Here is a 16,686-nt window from a genome sequence, read left to right on the forward strand (position 1 = left end):
AGACAACAAACCAGTAGCAATTAAGTTTGCAACGATAACACTCACTTGTATGTGTTAACGACTGTTTGGGGTTGTATAGTCAAGTAATTAAGTGCATGTGGTGGATGCCTTGGCAGTCAGAGGCGATGAAAGACGTGATAGCCTGCGAAAAGCTCCGGGGAGGCGGCAAATATCCTTTGATCCGGAGATTTCTGAATGGGGGAACCCACCCGCTATAAGGCGGGTATCATAAACTGAATACATAGGTTTATGAAGCGAACGAGGGGAAGTGAAACATCTCAGTACCCTTAGGAAAAGAAATCAATTGAGATTCCCTTAGTAGCGGCGAGCGAACGGGGAGCAGCCCATTAAGTTATGTGTGTTTTAGTGGAACGCTCTGGGAAGTGCGAACGTAGAGGGTGATATTCCCGTACACGAAAGGGCACACATAATGATGACGAGTAGGGCGAGGCACGTGAAACCTTGTCTGAATATGGGGGGACCATCCTCCAAGGCTAAATACTCCTGACTGACCGATAGTGAACCAGTACCGTGAGGGAAAGGCGAAAAGAACCCCTGTGAGGGGAGTGAAATAGATCCTGAAACCGCATGCATACAAGCAGTGGGAGCCGACTTGTTCGGTGACTGCGTACCTTTTGTATAATGGGTCAGCGACTTATATTCAGTAGCGAGGTTAACCGAATAGGGGAGCCGTAGAGAAATCGAGTCTTAATAGGGCGTTTAGTTGCTGGGTATAGACCCGAAACCAGGCGATCTATCCATGAGCAGGTTGAAGGTTGGGTAACACTAACTGGAGGACCGAACCCACTGTCGTTGAAAAGCCAGGGGATGACTTGTGGATAGGGGTGAAAGGCTAATCAAGCCTGGTGATAGCTGGTTCTCCCCGAAAGCTATTTAGGTAGCGCCTCGGACGAATACCATTGGGGGTAGAGCACTGTTTCGGCTAGGGGGTCATCCCGACTTACCAAACCGATGCAAACTCCGAATACCAATGAGTACTATCCGGGAGACAGACTGCGGGTGCTAACGTCCGTAGTCAAGAGGAAAACAATCCAGACCGCCAGCTAAGGCCCCAAAATCATAGTTAAGTGGGAAACGATGTGGGAAGGCATAGACAGCTAGGAGGTTGGCTTAGAAGCAGCCACCCTTTAAAGAAAGCGTAATAGCTCACTAGTCGAGTCGGCCTGCGCGGAAGATGTAACGGGGCTAAAACTATGTGCCGAAGCTGCGGATTTGACATTAGTCAAGTGGTAGGGGAGCGTTCTGTAAGCCGATGAAGGTGTATTGAGAAGTATGCTGGAGGTATCAGAAGTGCGAATGCTGACGTGAGTAACGACAAAACGGGTGAAAAACCCGTTCGCTGAAAGACCAAGGGTTCCAGTCCAACGTTAATCGGGGCTGGGTGAGTCGACCCCTAAGGCGAGGCCGAGAGGCGTAGTCGATGGGAAATTGGTTAATATTCCAATACTTCTGTGTAATGCGATGAGAGGACGGAGAAGGTTAAGTCAGCCTGGCGTTGGTTGTCCAGGTGGAAGACCGTAGGCATGCATCTTAGGCAAATCCGGGGTGCTCTATGCTGAGAGTCGATAGCAAGCTGTACTTGTACAGTGAAGTGGCTGATACCATGCTTCCAGGAAAAGTCTCTAAGCTTCAGTTACACAGGAATCGTACCCGAAACCGACACAGGTGGTCAGGTCGAGTAGACCAAAGCGCTTGAGAGAACTCTGCTGAAGGAACTAGGCAAAATGGTACCGTAACTTCGGGAGAAGGTACGCTGCTGACGGTGATGGGACTTGCTCCCTGAGCGGTTGGCAGCCGCAGAAACCAGGCCGCTGCAACTGTTTATTAAAAACATAGCACTCTGCAAACACGAAAGTGGACGTATAGGGTGTGATGCCTGCCCGGTGCTGGAAGGTTAATTGATGGGGTTAGCGTAAGCGAAGCTCTTGATCGAAGCCCCAGTAAACGGCGGCCGTAACTATAACGGTCCTAAGGTAGCGAAATTCCTTGTCGGGTAAGTTCCGACCTGCACGAATGGCATAATGATGGCGGCGCTGTCTCCAGCAGAGGCTCAGTGAAATCGAAATCGCTGTGAAGATGCAGTGTACCCGCGGCTAGACGGAAAGACCCCGTGAACCTTTACTGCAGCTTGACATTGAACTTTGACCTTACTTGTGTAGGATAGGTGGGAGGCTTTGAAGTTGGAACGCTAGTTCCAATGGAGCCGTCCTTGAAATACCACCCTGGTAATGTTGAGGTTCTAACTCTGTCCCGTAATCCGGGACGAGGACCATGTCTGGTGGGTAGTTTGACTGGGGCGGTCTCCTCCTAAAGAGTAACGGAGGAGTACGAAGGTGCGCTCAGCGTGGTCGGAAATCACGCGTAGAGTATAAAGGCAAAAGCGCGCTTAACTGCGAGACCCACAAGTCGAGCAGGTACGAAAGTAGGTCTTAGTGATCCGGTGGTTCTGTATGGAAGGGCCATCGCTCAACGGATAAAAGGTACTCTGGGGATAACAGGCTGATACCGCCCAAGAGTTCATATCGACGGCGGTGTTTGGCACCTCGATGTCGGCTCATCTCATCCTGGGGCTGAAGCAGGTCCCAAGGGTATGGCTGTTCGCCATTTAAAGAGGTACGCGAGCTGGGTTTAGAACGTCGTGAGACAGTTCGGTCCCTATCTACCGTGGGCGCTGGAAATTTGAGAGGATCTGCTCCTAGTACGAGAGGACCAGAGTGGACGAACCTCTGGTGTACCGGTTGTCACGCCAGTGGCATCGCCGGGTAGCTATGTTCGGAAGGGATAACCGCTGAAAGCATCTAAGCGGGAAGCCTACCTCAAGATAAGATTTCCCTAGGAATTTATTCCTCTAAAGAGCCGTTCGAGACTAGGACGTTGATAGGTTGGGTGTGGAAGCACGGTGACGTGTGAAGCTGACCAATACTAATTGCTCGTGAGGCTTGACTATACAACACCCAAACAGTTGTTGTATTCAAGATAAATTCAATACACAACTTGATTTAGTGTATAAACTAGTTAAAATGCTGAACACAAAGTTAGACTCAATATCTAATCCGTTAATAACTCTTTGGATCGTAAGTAAGGCAAACATTATTAATTAATGTGAATAAGACCCGAAAACACCACAACAGTTTGCTGGCGACAATAGCAAGAGTGAACCACCTGATCCCTTCCCGAACTCAGAAGTGAAACCTCTTCGCGCTGATGGTAGTGTGGCGTTTGCCATGTGAGAGTAAGTCATCGCCAGCTTTTAATTCTAAACACCCCCAACCTAACAGTTGGGGGTGTTTTTTATTGCGTGAAGAATAAATAAATTGGCTTGTGCTAATATCCCTCTATATTTGTATAGGGACATGGAGTAGATATGAAAAAAGGCTTGTTGGTATTGGTTGTTAGCTTATTAGTTCCAAGTATGGCTTTTGCAATCAATGACTTGGATACAGGTCTAAAAGCTTATTATCAAAAAAATTATAAAGTTGCTTTTGACAGTTTTGAAAAATCAGCAAAAATGGGAAACGTTCAGGCAATACACTATTTAGCAAGTTTGTATTTTCAAGGTTTAGGTGTCCCAAAGAATGTAGAAAAGGCTTTTAACTTATTTAATCAATCTGCTCAAAAAGGTTATGCTCCCTCCTTAGCAAATCTTTCGATTATGTATTATGAAGGTATTGGAGTACAAAAAAATCCTGAAAAAGGTTTTGAATATACTAAAAAGGCTGCGAATGCAGGAGATTTGCAATCTCAATTTAATTTAGGTAATGCTTTTCGCAAAGGGAACTTTGTTAAACAAGATTATACTAAAGCTGCTTTTTGGTATGAAAAATCAGCAAAAGCTGGTTATTCTTTTTCTCAAAATGAGTATGGTTTATTATTTGCTCAAGGTTTAGGTGTTGAACAAGATTATTATAAAGCTTACGCATGGATTAGTGTTTCAGCTGAAACAGGAAATGATCAGGCAATTAAAAATTTGAAGAATTTTACTCAAATTTTTAATATCCAAGAAATGAAAAAGGCTAAGGAGCTAGCTGATCAGTATAAAACACTTTATCTTAAATAAAAAAATTAGGTATTTCTGATGAAACTCAATTCATTCTCTCCACTCCCTGAAAACGATGATGAACTTCATCTTCCTGAACTGGTCTATTGGGCTTCTCTTGGTGATATGGAACAAGTCGAACAATTATTGGCTGACGGTATAGACCCAAACCAGACTGATGACGAAGGCTATAGTGCATTACAGGCTGCCGCCGAAAATGATCATTTGGCGGTGGTGAAGCTACTGGTGAGTAAAGGGGCAAATGTGGCTTATAAAGGCGAATATACTGCGCTGCAGCTTGCAGAAATGGCAGAGCATGATGAAGTAATTGCTTATCTTAAAAGTCTTTAAATCACGCATAAAATGATAAATAAAAAGAAGCCCCATCATCCTGACGGGGCTTCTTCGTATTCAGTTTCTTGTCGTTTATATTCCTTATCAACGACCGCTTCCTGCGTATCTTGTTATTTTCAATGAGACTTCCTGTCTCTTTATGTTTTATATGATAGGGCAAAGTTTTCAATTGAACTATTCGCCAATGACGACGATGGTTGTAGGCTTAAGCTTACATGGCAAATATATACTTCATAATAAAAAAAGCGGAATCATCAGACTCCGCTTTTTCTTTAATTTGATTTAGAAATGAATGTCTAAACCAACATATGGCCCTTTAAAATCAAATTTAAGATCATTTTTTTCATAATCATCTAATTCGATGTTTAAGATACGGTAGCCTGCTTTCAATCCTACATCGACTAATAAATTATCAATAAAGTTATATTGTAATTCTGCTTGGGCATCTGTGATTTTAGCATCATTAAAGTTGCTGTAGAGTAACTCGCCTTTAGCACTCAAACCTGTAAACGGTAGTTTGACCCCAGCTGAACCGTAGATCACTGGAATTGTTTTATCGATATCAGTTTTTGTTAAATTCAACGTTTTGACATCGCCATTCAAATTGGTTGCACCAAAACCAACATCTGCATTCACAACGTTATCGAGAATTTCATAATATAGAATGAAATCGGTATGATCGATATCTAAGTCATAAACAGGTTGACCTAAAACTTCATTTTCAGTTTGTGTTTTTAAATTCACATAACGGATTTTTGCATTTGGAATTAATGGAACAGGGTGTTCAACAGCAAGAGAAATTTGTGCAGCCCCTTTACGGTCAAGGTCTTGATCTTGAGCAGAAGTTTGGGTTGCCATATTTGCTTTACCGTCGTATGCCCAGTAGCTCACATCACCTTTGACACCAATAACATCTGCTTGTGCTAAACCACAAAGGCTTGTTCCTAAAGCAAGCATCGATATTTTTAAAATTTTCATCATATAGTCCTAATTTATGAGCATAAACCGTAATGAATTGTTGTGAATTCATCATAGATTGGGCGAATCATATAGTGATCTGTAAAATTATGCAGTAGTCTAATTTTAGTTTTTTGAAAAGAGAATAAGAAATGAAAGAGCAAGAAAACGTTGTTGAATATCCATTATATTTGGCTGGTAAAGCGGTAAAAACAGCAGCGTGGTTAGATGTACATCATAAATATCAGACTCAGGTTTTCGCACGAGTTGCTTTGGCTGATGCTAAAACACTAGAAAAGGCAATTGCATCAGCTGTTAAAGCAGAGGCCGAAATGGCTGCTTTAAAACCTTTTGAAAAACAAAAAATATTGTTGCATTGCGTGAAACGGTTCAATGAGTTGCGTGGTGAATTGATTGAGATTTTGATTGCGGAAGGCGGCAAGCCTCGTGGTGCAGCAAGTGCTGAGGTTGAACGGCTGATTAATACCTTCCAATTGGCTGCGGATGCAGTGACTCAAATGGATGATGGTCGAATAATACCTTTAGCTGTAACACCAGCAGCTTCTCGTTATCGTGGGATGGTTAAACAGGTGCCGATTGGCGCAGTTTCCTTAATTAGTCCATTTAATTTTCCTTTGAATTTAGTGGCGCATAAGATAGCACCTGCAATTGCAGCGGGTTGTCCTTTTGTACTGAAACCAGCAAGTTTAACGCCAATTAGTTCGCTTAAAATTGCAGAGGTACTGGCTGAAACAGATTTGCCTAAAGGTTCATGGTCAGTATTGCCTTGTGATCGTCAAGCGGCGGATATTTTAGTTACGGATGATCGTTTCAAGTTGCTCAGCTTTACGGGTTCTGATCAAGTCGGCTGGGATATGAAAGCGAGAGCAGGTCGTAAAAAGGTTACGCTTGAATTGGGGGGTAATGCTGCGGTGATGATTGAGGCAGATGCAATTGTTGATGATGCTTTGATTGACCGTTTAATTGGTGCAGCTTATGGTCATGCAGGTCAGATTTGTATCAGTGTGCAGCGGATTTTAGTGCATGCTGATATTTATGCGGATCTAAAAAAGAAATTAATCACAAAATTAAAAAAGATTAAAGTTGATGATCCAAGTTTAGCAACGACATTGGTCGGTCCAATGATTAAAGAAGCTGAAGCGATTCGACTGAAAAAATGGATTGATAAAGCCGAGAAGAAAGGTGCAAAAATACTTGTTGGTGGTGTTTTAGATGGCGTTTGTTTTGAACCCACCTTATTGGAAAATGTTGATTCAAAGTTAGAAATTTATAAGGATGAAGCATTTGGCCCCGTTGCCATTTTAGAAAAATATAAGGATTTCGAGCAAGGAATTGCAACAATTAATCAAAGTCGTTTTGGATTACAAGCAGGAGTTTATACACAAAATCTCAATAAAATGTTGTATACATGGGACCATTTACATGTAGGAGGTGTAATTATCAATGATGTGCCAACCTTCCGTGTCGATAATATGCCGTATGGCGGTGTGAAAGACTCAGGCTTAGGTCGAGAGGGAATTCAATCCGCGATTCGAGATATGCAGGAAGAACGGTTGCTGGCGATCAAGCAATAGATTATTCAGGTAGACCTTATGATTCTGCACCTAATAGTTTTCTGTATCTTAAATTTATCATTTGACTGTAAGGTCAACTATTGACTGAGTTGAAAAATAATCAATCGCTCGAAAAGTGTGATTTTTTCGTCAGGAATTTACAGTAAAAAGAAATAAAAACAGGTATTGTTCAGCTATTAAAAGCAGAAAAACAAAATCCAATCTTTAAGGAAGATGGTTTGGTTTTTGCTTGTTTGTACATGGAAATAAGAGACCCACAAGGTTGAACTTTCATGCAAGCAAAACAAGATTTTTACGGTACTTTTCTCTCTGTTGGATAATAACAAGTGAACGCAGTTTGAAAAGTGCCACATGAATATATTAGGTGTTCTATGGCAGATTCTCGTGAAAACTGGACATCACGATCTGGTTTTATTATTGCAGCTGTAGGTTCAGCTGTAGGTTTAGGTAATATCTGGCGCTTTCCATATGTTGCCTATGAAAATGGTGGTGGTGCCTTTCTTATCCCGTATTTATTGGCACTTATCACTGCGGGTTTACCGCTTTTGTTTTTAGATTATGCCACAGGTCATCGTGCTCGTAATTCTCCACCGAAAGCTTATCGTTCTTTATTTAAAGGCGGTGAAACATTAGGTTGGTGGCAAGTCTGTGTCTGTATTATCATCGGTTTATATTACGCTAGTGTTTTGACTTGGGCGGGAAGTTATATTTATTTCTCGATCGGGCAAGCGTGGGGTAGTGATCCTGAAAGCTTCTTCTTTAATACTTACCTACAAACTTCAAAAGCTTCAGGTTTTGATTTTCAGTTTGTTAGTCATCTATTTTGGCCAATTGTGGGAATTTGGGCATTAACACTCATCATTCTTTATGGTGGGGTTAAAAAAGGTGTTGAATTATCGAACAAGATTTTCATGCCTTTACTGTTCGTATTGTTCACTATCCTTGTTGTTCAATCTTTACGTTTACCTGGTGCGGTTCAAGGCTTAAATGCTTTCTTTACGCCAAACTGGGCAGCGATGATGGACTATAAAGTTTGGTTAGCAGCTTATGGTCATACGTTTTTCTCACTTTCTGTAGGTTTCGGGATCATGGTGACCTATGCATCTTACTTGAAGCCTAAAACTAACTTAACAGGCTCTGGTTTGATCGTTGGTTTTGCCAATGCATCGACTGAAATCCTTGCTGGTATTGGTATTTTTGCTGCACTCGGCTTTATGGCACATGCTGCGGGTACAGAAGTTAAAGATGTCGTAAGTGGTGGTATTGGTCTGGCATTTATTGCATTCCCTAAAATTATTTCAAGCTTAGGTGCAGGCGCAGACGTATTTGGTCTGTTGTTCTTCTCATCGTTGTTTGTTGCTGGTATTTCATCGATGGTGAGTATTCTTGAAGTGCCAATCGCAGCAATGCAGGATAAATTGAAATGGGGACGTAAGAAGGCAGTAACGATCATCGGTGGTGGTAGTGCGCTAGTTTCAGTGATTCTATTCTCAAGCGTTAATGCCATTAAGCTGGTGGATATTGTGGATCACTTCATCAATAACATCGGTATTATTGGCGGAGCATTGGTTTCTATCATTAGTATTGCTTGGTTTAAACGTTCTGCTTTGATTGAACTTCGTGATCATGTGAACCGTATTTCTACGATTCAGTTAGGTAAAGGTTGGGCGTTTACGCTTACTGTGATCACATCATTGATCCTGTTAACGACTTTGAGCATGACAGTGATTAACTTGATTAAGAACGGTTACGATACTTACAGTATGAGCTTACAAGGCGTGTTTGGATGGGGCAGTGTCATTTTCTGTGCTGTCGTTGCGCTAGTTTTAAGCAGAATGAAAGATCGCTAGGAGAATAAAATTATGAATACTTCAGCAATCGTAATGATGATTATTTCAATGGTGTTTTTATGGGGTGGACTCGCTTTGTCGATTCGCCACCTAATGAAGAATCCAGAAGATTTAGATGATGTTCTTGAAGAAGTTAAAGATCAGCATACGCTGTGATTGATTCTTAAAAAAAAAGCAGGCTTTTAAGCCTGCTTTTTTATTACGCTTGTTTTTGGATATGACAATAATAGAAACCATCACCTGATTGATTTGAAGGCAACAGCTGACGACCATGAATCTGTTCTATACCCCAATCTGCAGAGATTTTAATTTCTTTTGCATCGGGATGGTCTGCAAAAAAATCGACCATCTGCTGCTCATTCTCGACTTTTAATATTGAGCAGGTGATATAAAGCAGCGTACCGCCAACTTTAAGCTGTTGCCACATCTGTCTCAAAATCTGTTGCTGTAAAGCCACGGTTTGTGCGATGTCTGTGGATTGTCTGAGCAAGCGAATATCAGGATGACGACGAATAACACCTGTTGCAGAACAAGGTGCATCCAGCACGATACAATCGACGGGTTCTGGTGCCTGCCATGTGGTGGCATCGGCTGCGATAATCTCCACCTCAGTTTGATCTAAGCCAAGACGTTCGATATTTTCAGAAACACGCAATAAACGTTTTGCATCATGATCTAATGCGATCAGCTTTTTAGGATTAAAGCGCTCAAGGATGTGTGCTGTCTTTCCGCCTGGTGCAGCACAAGCATCAACCACCACTTTGCCATCTAGGTTCGGTAAAAGCGTGGCGCACAATTGAGCATGTTCATCCTGAACAGAAAAGCCACCTTCTTCGAAACCTGGTAAATGGGTAATATTGCCCGTTTGTTCCAAAACAATACCAACGTCAGAAAGCATGCAAGGACGAGCATTAATCTGTTCTTCGTCCAAAATCTCTAAATATTCATCACGACTAACTTGGCGTTCACTGACGCGCAGGGTGAGTGGCGCGACTTGTTTTAAGGCTTGGCACAGATGCTCTGCTTGCTCAGGCCAATCTTTTTTGATTCGTTTGAATAACCAACTTGGTAAACCATGTGTATTATTCAAAGCTATTTGAAATTCATCTGTTTCACGTGAAACACGACGCAGAATCGCATTGACCAAACCACTCATTGGCTCGAAACCTAATTGCTTAGCAGCATTTACAGTTTCCGAGATTGCAGCATGTACAGGAATACGGGTACATAAAATTTGATATAAGCCAAGATATAAACAACTTTCTAATGCTTCATTGTCTAACGGTTTGGTGAGCAATGGTAAGGTAATGGCTTTTAATGAAAACCACTGGCGTAAACAACCTAAAGTCAGTTCGTGATATAAACCACGATCACGTTCAGAGACCATATTGATATGTTGATTCAATACAGAAGTCAAAGATTGCCCATTTTGAACAGCCAAAAGTGTTTTGATCACTTGCGCACGTAGATTCAGATTTTTTATAGATGATTGATTCGATTGGCTCATGGGAGAATTTGTCCAAGATGTAATTTTTGAGTTTGGGCAATTTGGACAGCATTGAGCGCTTTACCACCTGACCACTGTAAACTGGTTAAGCACACGACACTGTTTTCACCACAAGCGACATGTACGCCTTGCTTATCAATTGCAAGAATTTCACCTAATTGAGCATTTGCTTTACTGATCTCGGAGCGCATTGAACTCCAAACACGTAAGGCGTTATTTTCATCCAATTGAATAAAAGCCACAGGCCAAGGGTTGAACGCACGAATATTGCGGTCGATTTGGATTGCAGTTTGTGTCCAATCAATACGTGCTTCTGATTTCACTAATTTATGTGCATAAACCGTCAGGGATTCATCTTGAACTTCACGTTTGGCAATAAATGATTGCAAACTTTGCTCAGTTTCAAGCACGGTACAAATAGCTTCAGCACCTTGAGTCGCTAACTTGTCATGCAAGGTTGCAGAGGTATCTTCTGCAGTAATTGGACAATAGGTTTTGTACATCATATCGCCTGTGTCCAAACCAGCTGCCATTTGCATGATGGTGATACCTGTTTCAGCATCTCCTGTTGCGATTGCACGTTGAATCGGAGCTGCTCCACGCCATCGAGGTAATAGAGAACCGTGAATGTTTAAACAACCATATTTAGGCGTATCTAATACGGTTTGTGGCAATATCAGACCGTAAGCAGCGACTACCATGACATCAGCACCCAAAGCTGCTAGCTCTTGTTGGGCAGCTAAACCTTCTTCAGTTGACGCTTTAAAATGCAGTGGTTGAAAAACAGGTAAGCCATGTTCAAGTGCAAGTTGCTTCACAGGAGAAGGTGTAAGCTTTTGTCCGCGCCCTGATTTACGATCAGGTTGAGTGTAAACCGCAATAATCTGGTGTGGTGTTTTTAATAATGCCGCCAATGCGGTTGCCGCAAATTCAGGCGTACCAGCAAAAATGATCTTCACAAAGATAATCCACAGAAAATTTACCCCAAATTATAAGCCAAAAAGCCACTAGCCCCTAATTAGGTGAAAGGAATTGTCTTTGAACAAAAAAAGATAGGTTCGCTGGTCATCAGTTAAACGATAACTTGTAGTATGATGGGAAAAGCTCAGTATCATTTCGCCAGAGAGAATGTCCTATTCATCTCGAGCACAAACTTGTTGGGAATAAAAAATGCCTGATTATCGTTCGAAAACATCAACACATGGAAGAAATATGGCTGGCGCGCGCGGTTTATGGCGTGCGACAGGTATGAAAGATGAAGATTTTGGCAAACCTATTATTGCGGTCGTCAACTCATTTACCCAATTCGTTCCAGGTCACGTGCATCTTAAAGATTTAGGGCAACTGGTTGCACGAGAAATTGAAGCTGCTGGTGGTGTAGCGAAAGAATTTAATACCATCGCGGTAGATGATGGTATTGCGATGGGGCATGACGGCATGTTGTATTCATTGCCATCACGTGATTTGATTGCGGACTCAGTTGAATACATGGTCAATGCGCACTGTGCAGATGCGATGGTTTGTATCTCGAACTGTGACAAGATCACACCAGGAATGCTCATGGCGGCTATGCGCCTTAATATTCCAGTGGTTTTCGTTTCTGGCGGCCCAATGGAAGCGGGTAAAGTTAAATTCCGAGGTGATGAAAAAGCGATTGACCTTGTTGATGCGATGGTTGTTGCTGCTGATGAAAGCTATACCGATGAAGAAGTTGCTGCTTTCGAACGCTCTGCGTGTCCTACTTGTGGTTCATGTTCAGGTATGTTTACTGCAAACTCGATGAACTGTTTAACAGAAGCATTAGGTTTATCATTACCAGGCAATGGTTCAATTGTTGCAACTCATGCCAATCGTGAAAAATTATTCCTAAAAGCGGGTCGTTTAGTTGTTGAACTTGCGAAACGTTATTACGAACAGAATGATGACAGCATTTTGCCACGTTCAATTGCAACTAAAGCTGCGTTTGAAAATGCAATGACGCTTGATATTGCAATGGGTGGTTCAACCAACACTGTATTACATTTACTTGCAGCTGCACATGAAGCTGAAGTTGATTTTACAATGGATGATATTGACCGCTTGTCTCGCCAAGTACCAGTGTTGTCTAAAGTTGCACCTGCAAAATCTGATGTACATATGGAAGATGTGCATCGTGCGGGCGGTATTATGGCGATCTTAGGTGAGCTTGATCGTGCCAATCTACTGAATACTTCATGCCCAACCGTACATGAAAAAACACTGAAAGATGCTTTAGATAAGTGGGATATTATTCGCACTGAAGATCCTGATGTTTATGAGTTCTATCGCTCTTCTCCAGGCGGTGTTCCTACGCAAGTAGCATTCTCACAAAACCGTTATTATTCAACGCTTGATGGTGACCGTGAGAAAGGCGTAATCCGTAATGCGGAACATGCTTTCTCTAAAGACGGTGGTTTGGCGGTACTTTACGGTAACATCGCATTAGATGGTTGTATCGTTAAAACAGCGGGTGTAGATGAATCGATTCTGAAATTCACCGGCACAGCACGTGTTTTTGAAAGCCAAGATTCAGCGGTTGAAGCAATCTTAGATCATAAAATCGTTGCAGGTGACATTGTTGTGATTCGCTACGAAGGTCCACGCGGTGGTCCAGGTATGCAAGAAATGTTGTATCCAACAAGCTACTTGAAATCAAAAGGTTTAGGTAAAGACTGCGCTTTGATTACGGATGGTCGTTTCTCTGGTGGTTCTTCAGGCTTATCAATTGGTCACGTGTCTCCTGAAGCTGCTGAAGGCGGTGCAATAGGTTTGGTTGAAGATGGCGATACCATTGAAATCGATATTCCAAATCGTACGATTCACTTGAATGTAGATGATGCAACGATGGCTCATCGTCGTACGGTTCAAGAAGCAAAAGGCTGGCATCCAGCTGAAGAGCGCAAGCGTAAAGTTTCTAAATCACTTAAGATTTATGCAATGCACTCTACGAGCGCAGCAAAAGGCGCTGTTCGCGTTCTGTAATTCTGATCGCCGCTTAAAGCGGCGAGATCCCTCTTACAATAAAAGGGGGATTTTTTTTTGATTTTATTAGATACTGAAGATAATTTTTGCTGACGTATAAATTGATACGTGAGTACAATTTCATTCACTTACAGATTTTATGACCATTAGAGGCTATCGACATGTCTTTGTTACGTCGTTGGTTTGATCCCATCCGATCGCGTTGGTTTTACCAAAAACCTTCTCGTCAGGCGGAATTACCCACGGAACAGGGTTTAAGCATTTATCTTCGTTTAGACGATGTTTATAGTTATCTTGCGGTACAACAACTGGATCAGTTGAATGAGATTTTGAGTGACGAACTCAAACCATTAAAGGTGATTATATCTAGACAGGGTGCAGAACCCCCAAATGGAATGACAGCCGAAGATTGGCTTCAATATTGTCTAAATGATGCCAAGATTCTAGCAAAACAGCATCGTTTTGGATTTGACGATACACCTGAAATACCAACAGCAGAAGCCTTACAACAAGCAGAAACAATTCTAAGAAATACGCCATTAAGAGAACAAAATTTTTTACATTTACTAGAAGATGTCTTTCATATGCTTTGGCAGCAGCAATATGGAAAATTACGTACTTTGCATGCTATGGCCAGCAAGCATCAAACTCCACAAAATTACCCAGAACGCATTTTTAAAGATGTGCCAGTGATTGCTAGCTATTTCGAATTTGGTGAGCGTAAGTATCAAGCTGTTGATGATTTATTACGTTTGACCCGCCGTTTAAAACAACAAAAACTACTTACGGGTAATCCCATCTTTTTGATTAATCATATTGAGTGGCGAGAGCATTTAATCAATGACGGTGAGTCTATAACTGAAGTTCAAGGTTTGCATCCAGAGCTGGATTTATATATCGCTCTTGAAGATCCAATGAGCTGGCTATTACTCGCCTACATCAAAGAAGAACTGGCAAATTATTACAATATCCAATTAAGCGTGTATCCATTAAGTTATCACGGACGTGATTGGTTTGATTGGAGTTTGGCAACACGAGTATCTAAGCGGACACAAGTTGCATTTACACCTTTTTGTCGACCAACCAAAGAGGCAACCTATGAAATGGCAAAATTGTTTTATAGCGTCCCTGTTGAGCAACAAGTCGACTGCATGCATGAGATTTTAGAAGCGGTTTGGACACGTGGAAAAGATTTATCCTTTAAGGCGCATTTTCAAAAAATGCAAAAGCGTTTGGATATTGACCAACTGACTGAACAAGATGTTGAACAATGCTTAAAGCAAAATGATGTTCTGTGTCAGGAAAAGCATCAACCTGATTTTCCAGTCTTAGAGTTTCGTATAGACGGACAAACTTATGTGTTTAATAGTTTGTATCGAGTGTGGATGATTGAAAGCATTATTAGTAATGTTTTAGAAGAAAAGTATAAACAACAAAGCCAAGAGTAACTTTGAGCATTTTAATACTGAACAATAAAAAAGGAAAAAATGATGGGAACGTGGTCACATGAATCGTTTGGAAATGACACTGCAAATGACTGGGCATACGAACTACAGGATGCGACAGACTTTGCAGTGATTGAGGCTGCTTTACAGGTGGCACTTGATGAGGGCGATGAGTATTTAGATGCTGATTTAGCGATGGAAGCCATTGCTGCGGTTGAAGTCATTGCAAAGCGTCTTGGCAAAGGGACTCAATCCGATGTTTACACTGAGAAAGTAGATCAATGGTTAGAAACCATTTCGGAGCAACCAAATGATGGTCTATTGTCATTGGCGAAGCGTGTTTTGGAACGAATAGTTGCTGATGATTCTGAACTCAAGGAGTTGTGGCTAGAGTCCGATGAATATGAGTTATGGTTGGGGAACATTCAGCAGTTAAAAGATGCTTTACAGTAAAAAAGGCAGCTCATGCTGCCTTTGATGATTAAATTTTTATTTTTTTAGGCTAAACAGAACATTCAGAAAGATAGCGGCGAAGGTTGCTGTACCAATTCCACCTAAGTTAAAGCTTCCGAATAATAACTCGAAATTACCCGCACCTAAGATAATTGTCACAGATGCAACGATCAGATTTTTATTATTAGAGAAGTCGACTTTGTTTTCGATCCAGATTTTTGCGCCAGCAATAGTAATTAAACCAAAGACCACAATTGAGGCACCCGTAAGTACCGCGGTAGGAATTGTGCTGATCACGGCACCAAATTTTGGTGATAGACCTAAAAAGATTGCAAAGACACCAGCGATTACAAAGACGATGGTTGAATAAACACGGGTAACAGCCATGACACCGATATTTTCACCGTAAGTCGTCATCCCTGGTGCACCTACACCACCTGATAACGTGGTTGCTAAACCATCGGCAACAAATGCTTTACCTAGTTGAGGAGTCAGGTCTTCGCCTGTCATTGCACCTACTGCTTTGATATGACCTAAGTTTTCTGCAACTAAAATTAATGCAACAGGTGCAATAATTAACATGGCATTCATATCAAAAGTAGGATGCGAAAAGCTTGGAATACCAAACCATGGTGCTGCTGCAATTTGTGAAAAATCGATTGGTTTTCCAAATCCAAGCACATTCGTCGCGATGACGTAAATGGCATAGGCAATCAGTAAACCTACCAACAGTAATAAACGCTGTAATAATCCTTTGGTAAATACCGCGATAACACCCATGCTCAGCACAGTGATGAGCGCCATCCACATTTCAAAAGGCTGACCTGCAACGCCTTTGATTGTTACTGGGGCAAGGTTTAAACCAATGATCATTACGATCGCACCTGTTACAACAGGTGGCATTAATTTTTCAATCCAGCGTGTGCCTGTCAACATGACGGCAAAGCCAATTAAAGCATACAAGATACCGCAAGCAACGATACCTCCAAGTGCAACTGATAGATTCGGGTTTGCACCAGAGCCCGTGATGTGACCTGTAGCGGCTGCAACCACACCAATAAACGCAAAACTTGAACCGAGATAACTCGGTACACGTCCACCTGTGATCAAGAAGAAGATAATCGTACAAATCCCTGACATTAAAATCGCGAGATTTGGATTAAAACCCATCAGCAATGGCGCAAGAACAGTTGCTCCAAACATTGCAAATGCGTGTTGTACCCCGAGTACCGCGCTTTGTAAGGGCGGTAAATATTCGTTTGTCGCAACAGGGCGATGATCAATCTTCCCCTGATACGGCTGCCATTTTGGAAACCAATTTGACATAAAGTAGACTCATTATGTGATATCAGCGCGTATGATACCCTGTCTTAAATTATGCTTTCATCTATTGGTCATTGATCTGAATGAACGCAAATGGTCATAAATTTTATGTTTTTACCTTTTGGTAAAATATATATGTAAATAA

12 protein-coding genes and 2 rRNA genes are annotated in these 16,686 nt (G+C 41.8%); 10 read left to right on the plus strand and 4 right to left on the minus strand.

The features are described 5' to 3' along the window. Nucleotides 1-77 precede the first annotated feature (77 nt). The 4 genes from MKL32_RS14710 (at nt 78) to MKL32_RS14725 (ending at nt 4,408) form a co-directional block, all read left to right on the plus strand. Nucleotides 78-2,968: ribosomal RNA gene (locus MKL32_RS14710) — 23S ribosomal RNA — on the plus strand. 187 nt (nt 2,969-3,155) lie between these two features. Next, nucleotides 3,156-3,270, plus strand: a 5S ribosomal RNA gene (gene rrf, locus MKL32_RS14715). A gap of 115 nt (nt 3,271-3,385) precedes the next feature. Further along, nucleotides 3,386-4,078, plus strand: coding sequence for a tetratricopeptide repeat protein (locus tag MKL32_RS14720; RefSeq protein WP_005403492.1), 693 nt, complete (start codon nt 3,386-3,388; stop codon nt 4,076-4,078). Between the two features lie 18 nt (nt 4,079-4,096). Beyond that, nucleotides 4,097-4,408, plus strand: a complete 312-nt coding sequence (locus MKL32_RS14725) for an ankyrin repeat domain-containing protein (RefSeq protein WP_005403491.1) — start codon at nt 4,097-4,099, stop codon at nt 4,406-4,408. 285 nt (nt 4,409-4,693) lie between these two features. Here the strand turns inward: MKL32_RS14725 and MKL32_RS14730 are convergent, their stop codons facing one another. After that, nucleotides 4,694-5,389 (minus strand): TIGR04219 family outer membrane beta-barrel protein, encoded by a 696-nt coding sequence (locus tag MKL32_RS14730; protein ID WP_004951059.1) that lies wholly within the window; start codon nt 5,387-5,389, stop codon nt 4,694-4,696. 131 nt (nt 5,390-5,520) lie between these two features. Between MKL32_RS14730 and MKL32_RS14735 the strand changes: the two genes are divergently transcribed. The 3 genes from MKL32_RS14735 (at nt 5,521) to MKL32_RS14745 (ending at nt 8,969) form a co-directional block, all read left to right on the plus strand. Beyond that, nucleotides 5,521-6,963, plus strand: coding sequence for an aldehyde dehydrogenase family protein (locus MKL32_RS14735; RefSeq protein WP_151831398.1), 1,443 nt, complete (start codon nt 5,521-5,523; stop codon nt 6,961-6,963). A 371-nt stretch (nt 6,964-7,334) separates the two neighbouring features. Continuing rightward, complete coding sequence (locus MKL32_RS14740) at nt 7,335-8,813, plus strand: sodium-dependent transporter (protein WP_004910343.1); 1,479 nt, start codon at nt 7,335-7,337, stop codon at nt 8,811-8,813. Nucleotides 8,814-8,825: 12 nt separating this feature from the next. Next, entirely contained in the window at nt 8,826-8,969 is a 144-nt protein-coding gene (locus tag MKL32_RS14745) for a methionine/alanine import family NSS transporter small subunit (RefSeq protein ID WP_004910340.1), read from the plus strand. A gap of 43 nt (nt 8,970-9,012) precedes the next feature. On the opposite strand, the gene rsmB is transcribed toward MKL32_RS14745, so the two are convergent. Continuing rightward, nucleotides 9,013-10,320, minus strand: coding sequence for a 16S rRNA (cytosine(967)-C(5))-methyltransferase RsmB (gene rsmB, locus MKL32_RS14750; protein WP_270900709.1), 1,308 nt, complete (start codon nt 10,318-10,320; stop codon nt 9,013-9,015). Further along, complete coding sequence (gene fmt / locus MKL32_RS14755; RefSeq protein WP_136700137.1) at nt 10,317-11,279, minus strand: methionyl-tRNA formyltransferase; 963 nt, start codon at nt 11,277-11,279, stop codon at nt 10,317-10,319. The genes rsmB and fmt overlap by 4 nt, the downstream gene beginning before the upstream one ends. Before the next feature lie 211 nt (nt 11,280-11,490). On the opposite strand from fmt, the gene ilvD reads away from it, so the two are divergent. The 3 genes from ilvD (at nt 11,491) to MKL32_RS14770 (ending at nt 15,218) form a co-directional block, all read left to right on the plus strand. Next, a complete protein-coding gene (ilvD, locus tag MKL32_RS14760; RefSeq protein ID WP_004951068.1) occupies nt 11,491-13,320 on the plus strand; it encodes a dihydroxy-acid dehydratase in 1,830 nt (609 codons plus the stop codon). Nucleotides 13,321-13,481: 161 nt separating this feature from the next. Next, on the plus strand, nt 13,482-14,768 hold the full coding sequence (locus tag MKL32_RS14765; RefSeq protein WP_004951069.1) for a hypothetical protein: 1,287 nt from the start codon (nt 13,482-13,484) through the stop codon (nt 14,766-14,768). Between the two features lie 42 nt (nt 14,769-14,810). Next, nucleotides 14,811-15,218 carry a DUF4259 domain-containing protein gene (locus tag MKL32_RS14770; protein WP_270900710.1) on the plus strand — a complete coding sequence of 136 codons (408 nt, stop codon included), beginning with the start codon at nt 14,811-14,813 and terminating at the stop codon, nt 15,216-15,218. A 36-nt stretch (nt 15,219-15,254) separates the two neighbouring features. Here the strand turns inward: MKL32_RS14770 and MKL32_RS14775 are convergent, their stop codons facing one another. Beyond that, entirely contained in the window at nt 15,255-16,544 is a 1,290-nt protein-coding gene (locus MKL32_RS14775) for a solute carrier family 23 protein (protein ID WP_004910321.1), read from the minus strand. Nucleotides 16,545-16,686: the final 142 nt, after the last annotated feature.

Origin of the sequence: Acinetobacter sp. AOR34_HL (assembly GCF_027854795.1) — a bacterium.
Taxonomy (GTDB): domain Bacteria; phylum Pseudomonadota; class Gammaproteobacteria; order Pseudomonadales; family Moraxellaceae; genus Acinetobacter; species Acinetobacter junii.

What these genes read in the sequence shown, in the direction of transcription:
- MKL32_RS14730 (WP_004951059.1), bottom strand. Translation starts at nt 5,389, where the DNA reads ATGAAAATTTTAAAAATATCGATGCTTGCTTTAGGAACAAGCCTTTGT.
- MKL32_RS14770 (WP_270900710.1), top strand. Translation starts at nt 14,811, where the DNA reads ATGGGAACGTGGTCACATGAATCGTTTGGAAATGACACTGCAAATGAC.
- MKL32_RS14735 (WP_151831398.1), top strand. Translation starts at nt 5,521, where the DNA reads ATGAAAGAGCAAGAAAACGTTGTTGAATATCCATTATATTTGGCTGGT.
- MKL32_RS14775 (WP_004910321.1), bottom strand. Translation starts at nt 16,544, where the DNA reads ATGTCAAATTGGTTTCCAAAATGGCAGCCGTATCAGGGGAAGATTGAT.
- MKL32_RS14725 (WP_005403491.1), top strand. Translation starts at nt 4,097, where the DNA reads ATGAAACTCAATTCATTCTCTCCACTCCCTGAAAACGATGATGAACTT.
- MKL32_RS14720 (WP_005403492.1), top strand. Translation starts at nt 3,386, where the DNA reads ATGAAAAAAGGCTTGTTGGTATTGGTTGTTAGCTTATTAGTTCCAAGT.
- rsmB (WP_270900709.1), bottom strand. Translation starts at nt 10,320, where the DNA reads ATGAGCCAATCGAATCAATCATCTATAAAAAATCTGAATCTACGTGCG.
- MKL32_RS14745 (WP_004910340.1), top strand. Translation starts at nt 8,826, where the DNA reads ATGAATACTTCAGCAATCGTAATGATGATTATTTCAATGGTGTTTTTA.
- MKL32_RS14765 (WP_004951069.1), top strand. Translation starts at nt 13,482, where the DNA reads ATGTCTTTGTTACGTCGTTGGTTTGATCCCATCCGATCGCGTTGGTTT.
- MKL32_RS14740 (WP_004910343.1), top strand. Translation starts at nt 7,335, where the DNA reads ATGGCAGATTCTCGTGAAAACTGGACATCACGATCTGGTTTTATTATT.
- ilvD (WP_004951068.1), top strand. Translation starts at nt 11,491, where the DNA reads ATGCCTGATTATCGTTCGAAAACATCAACACATGGAAGAAATATGGCT.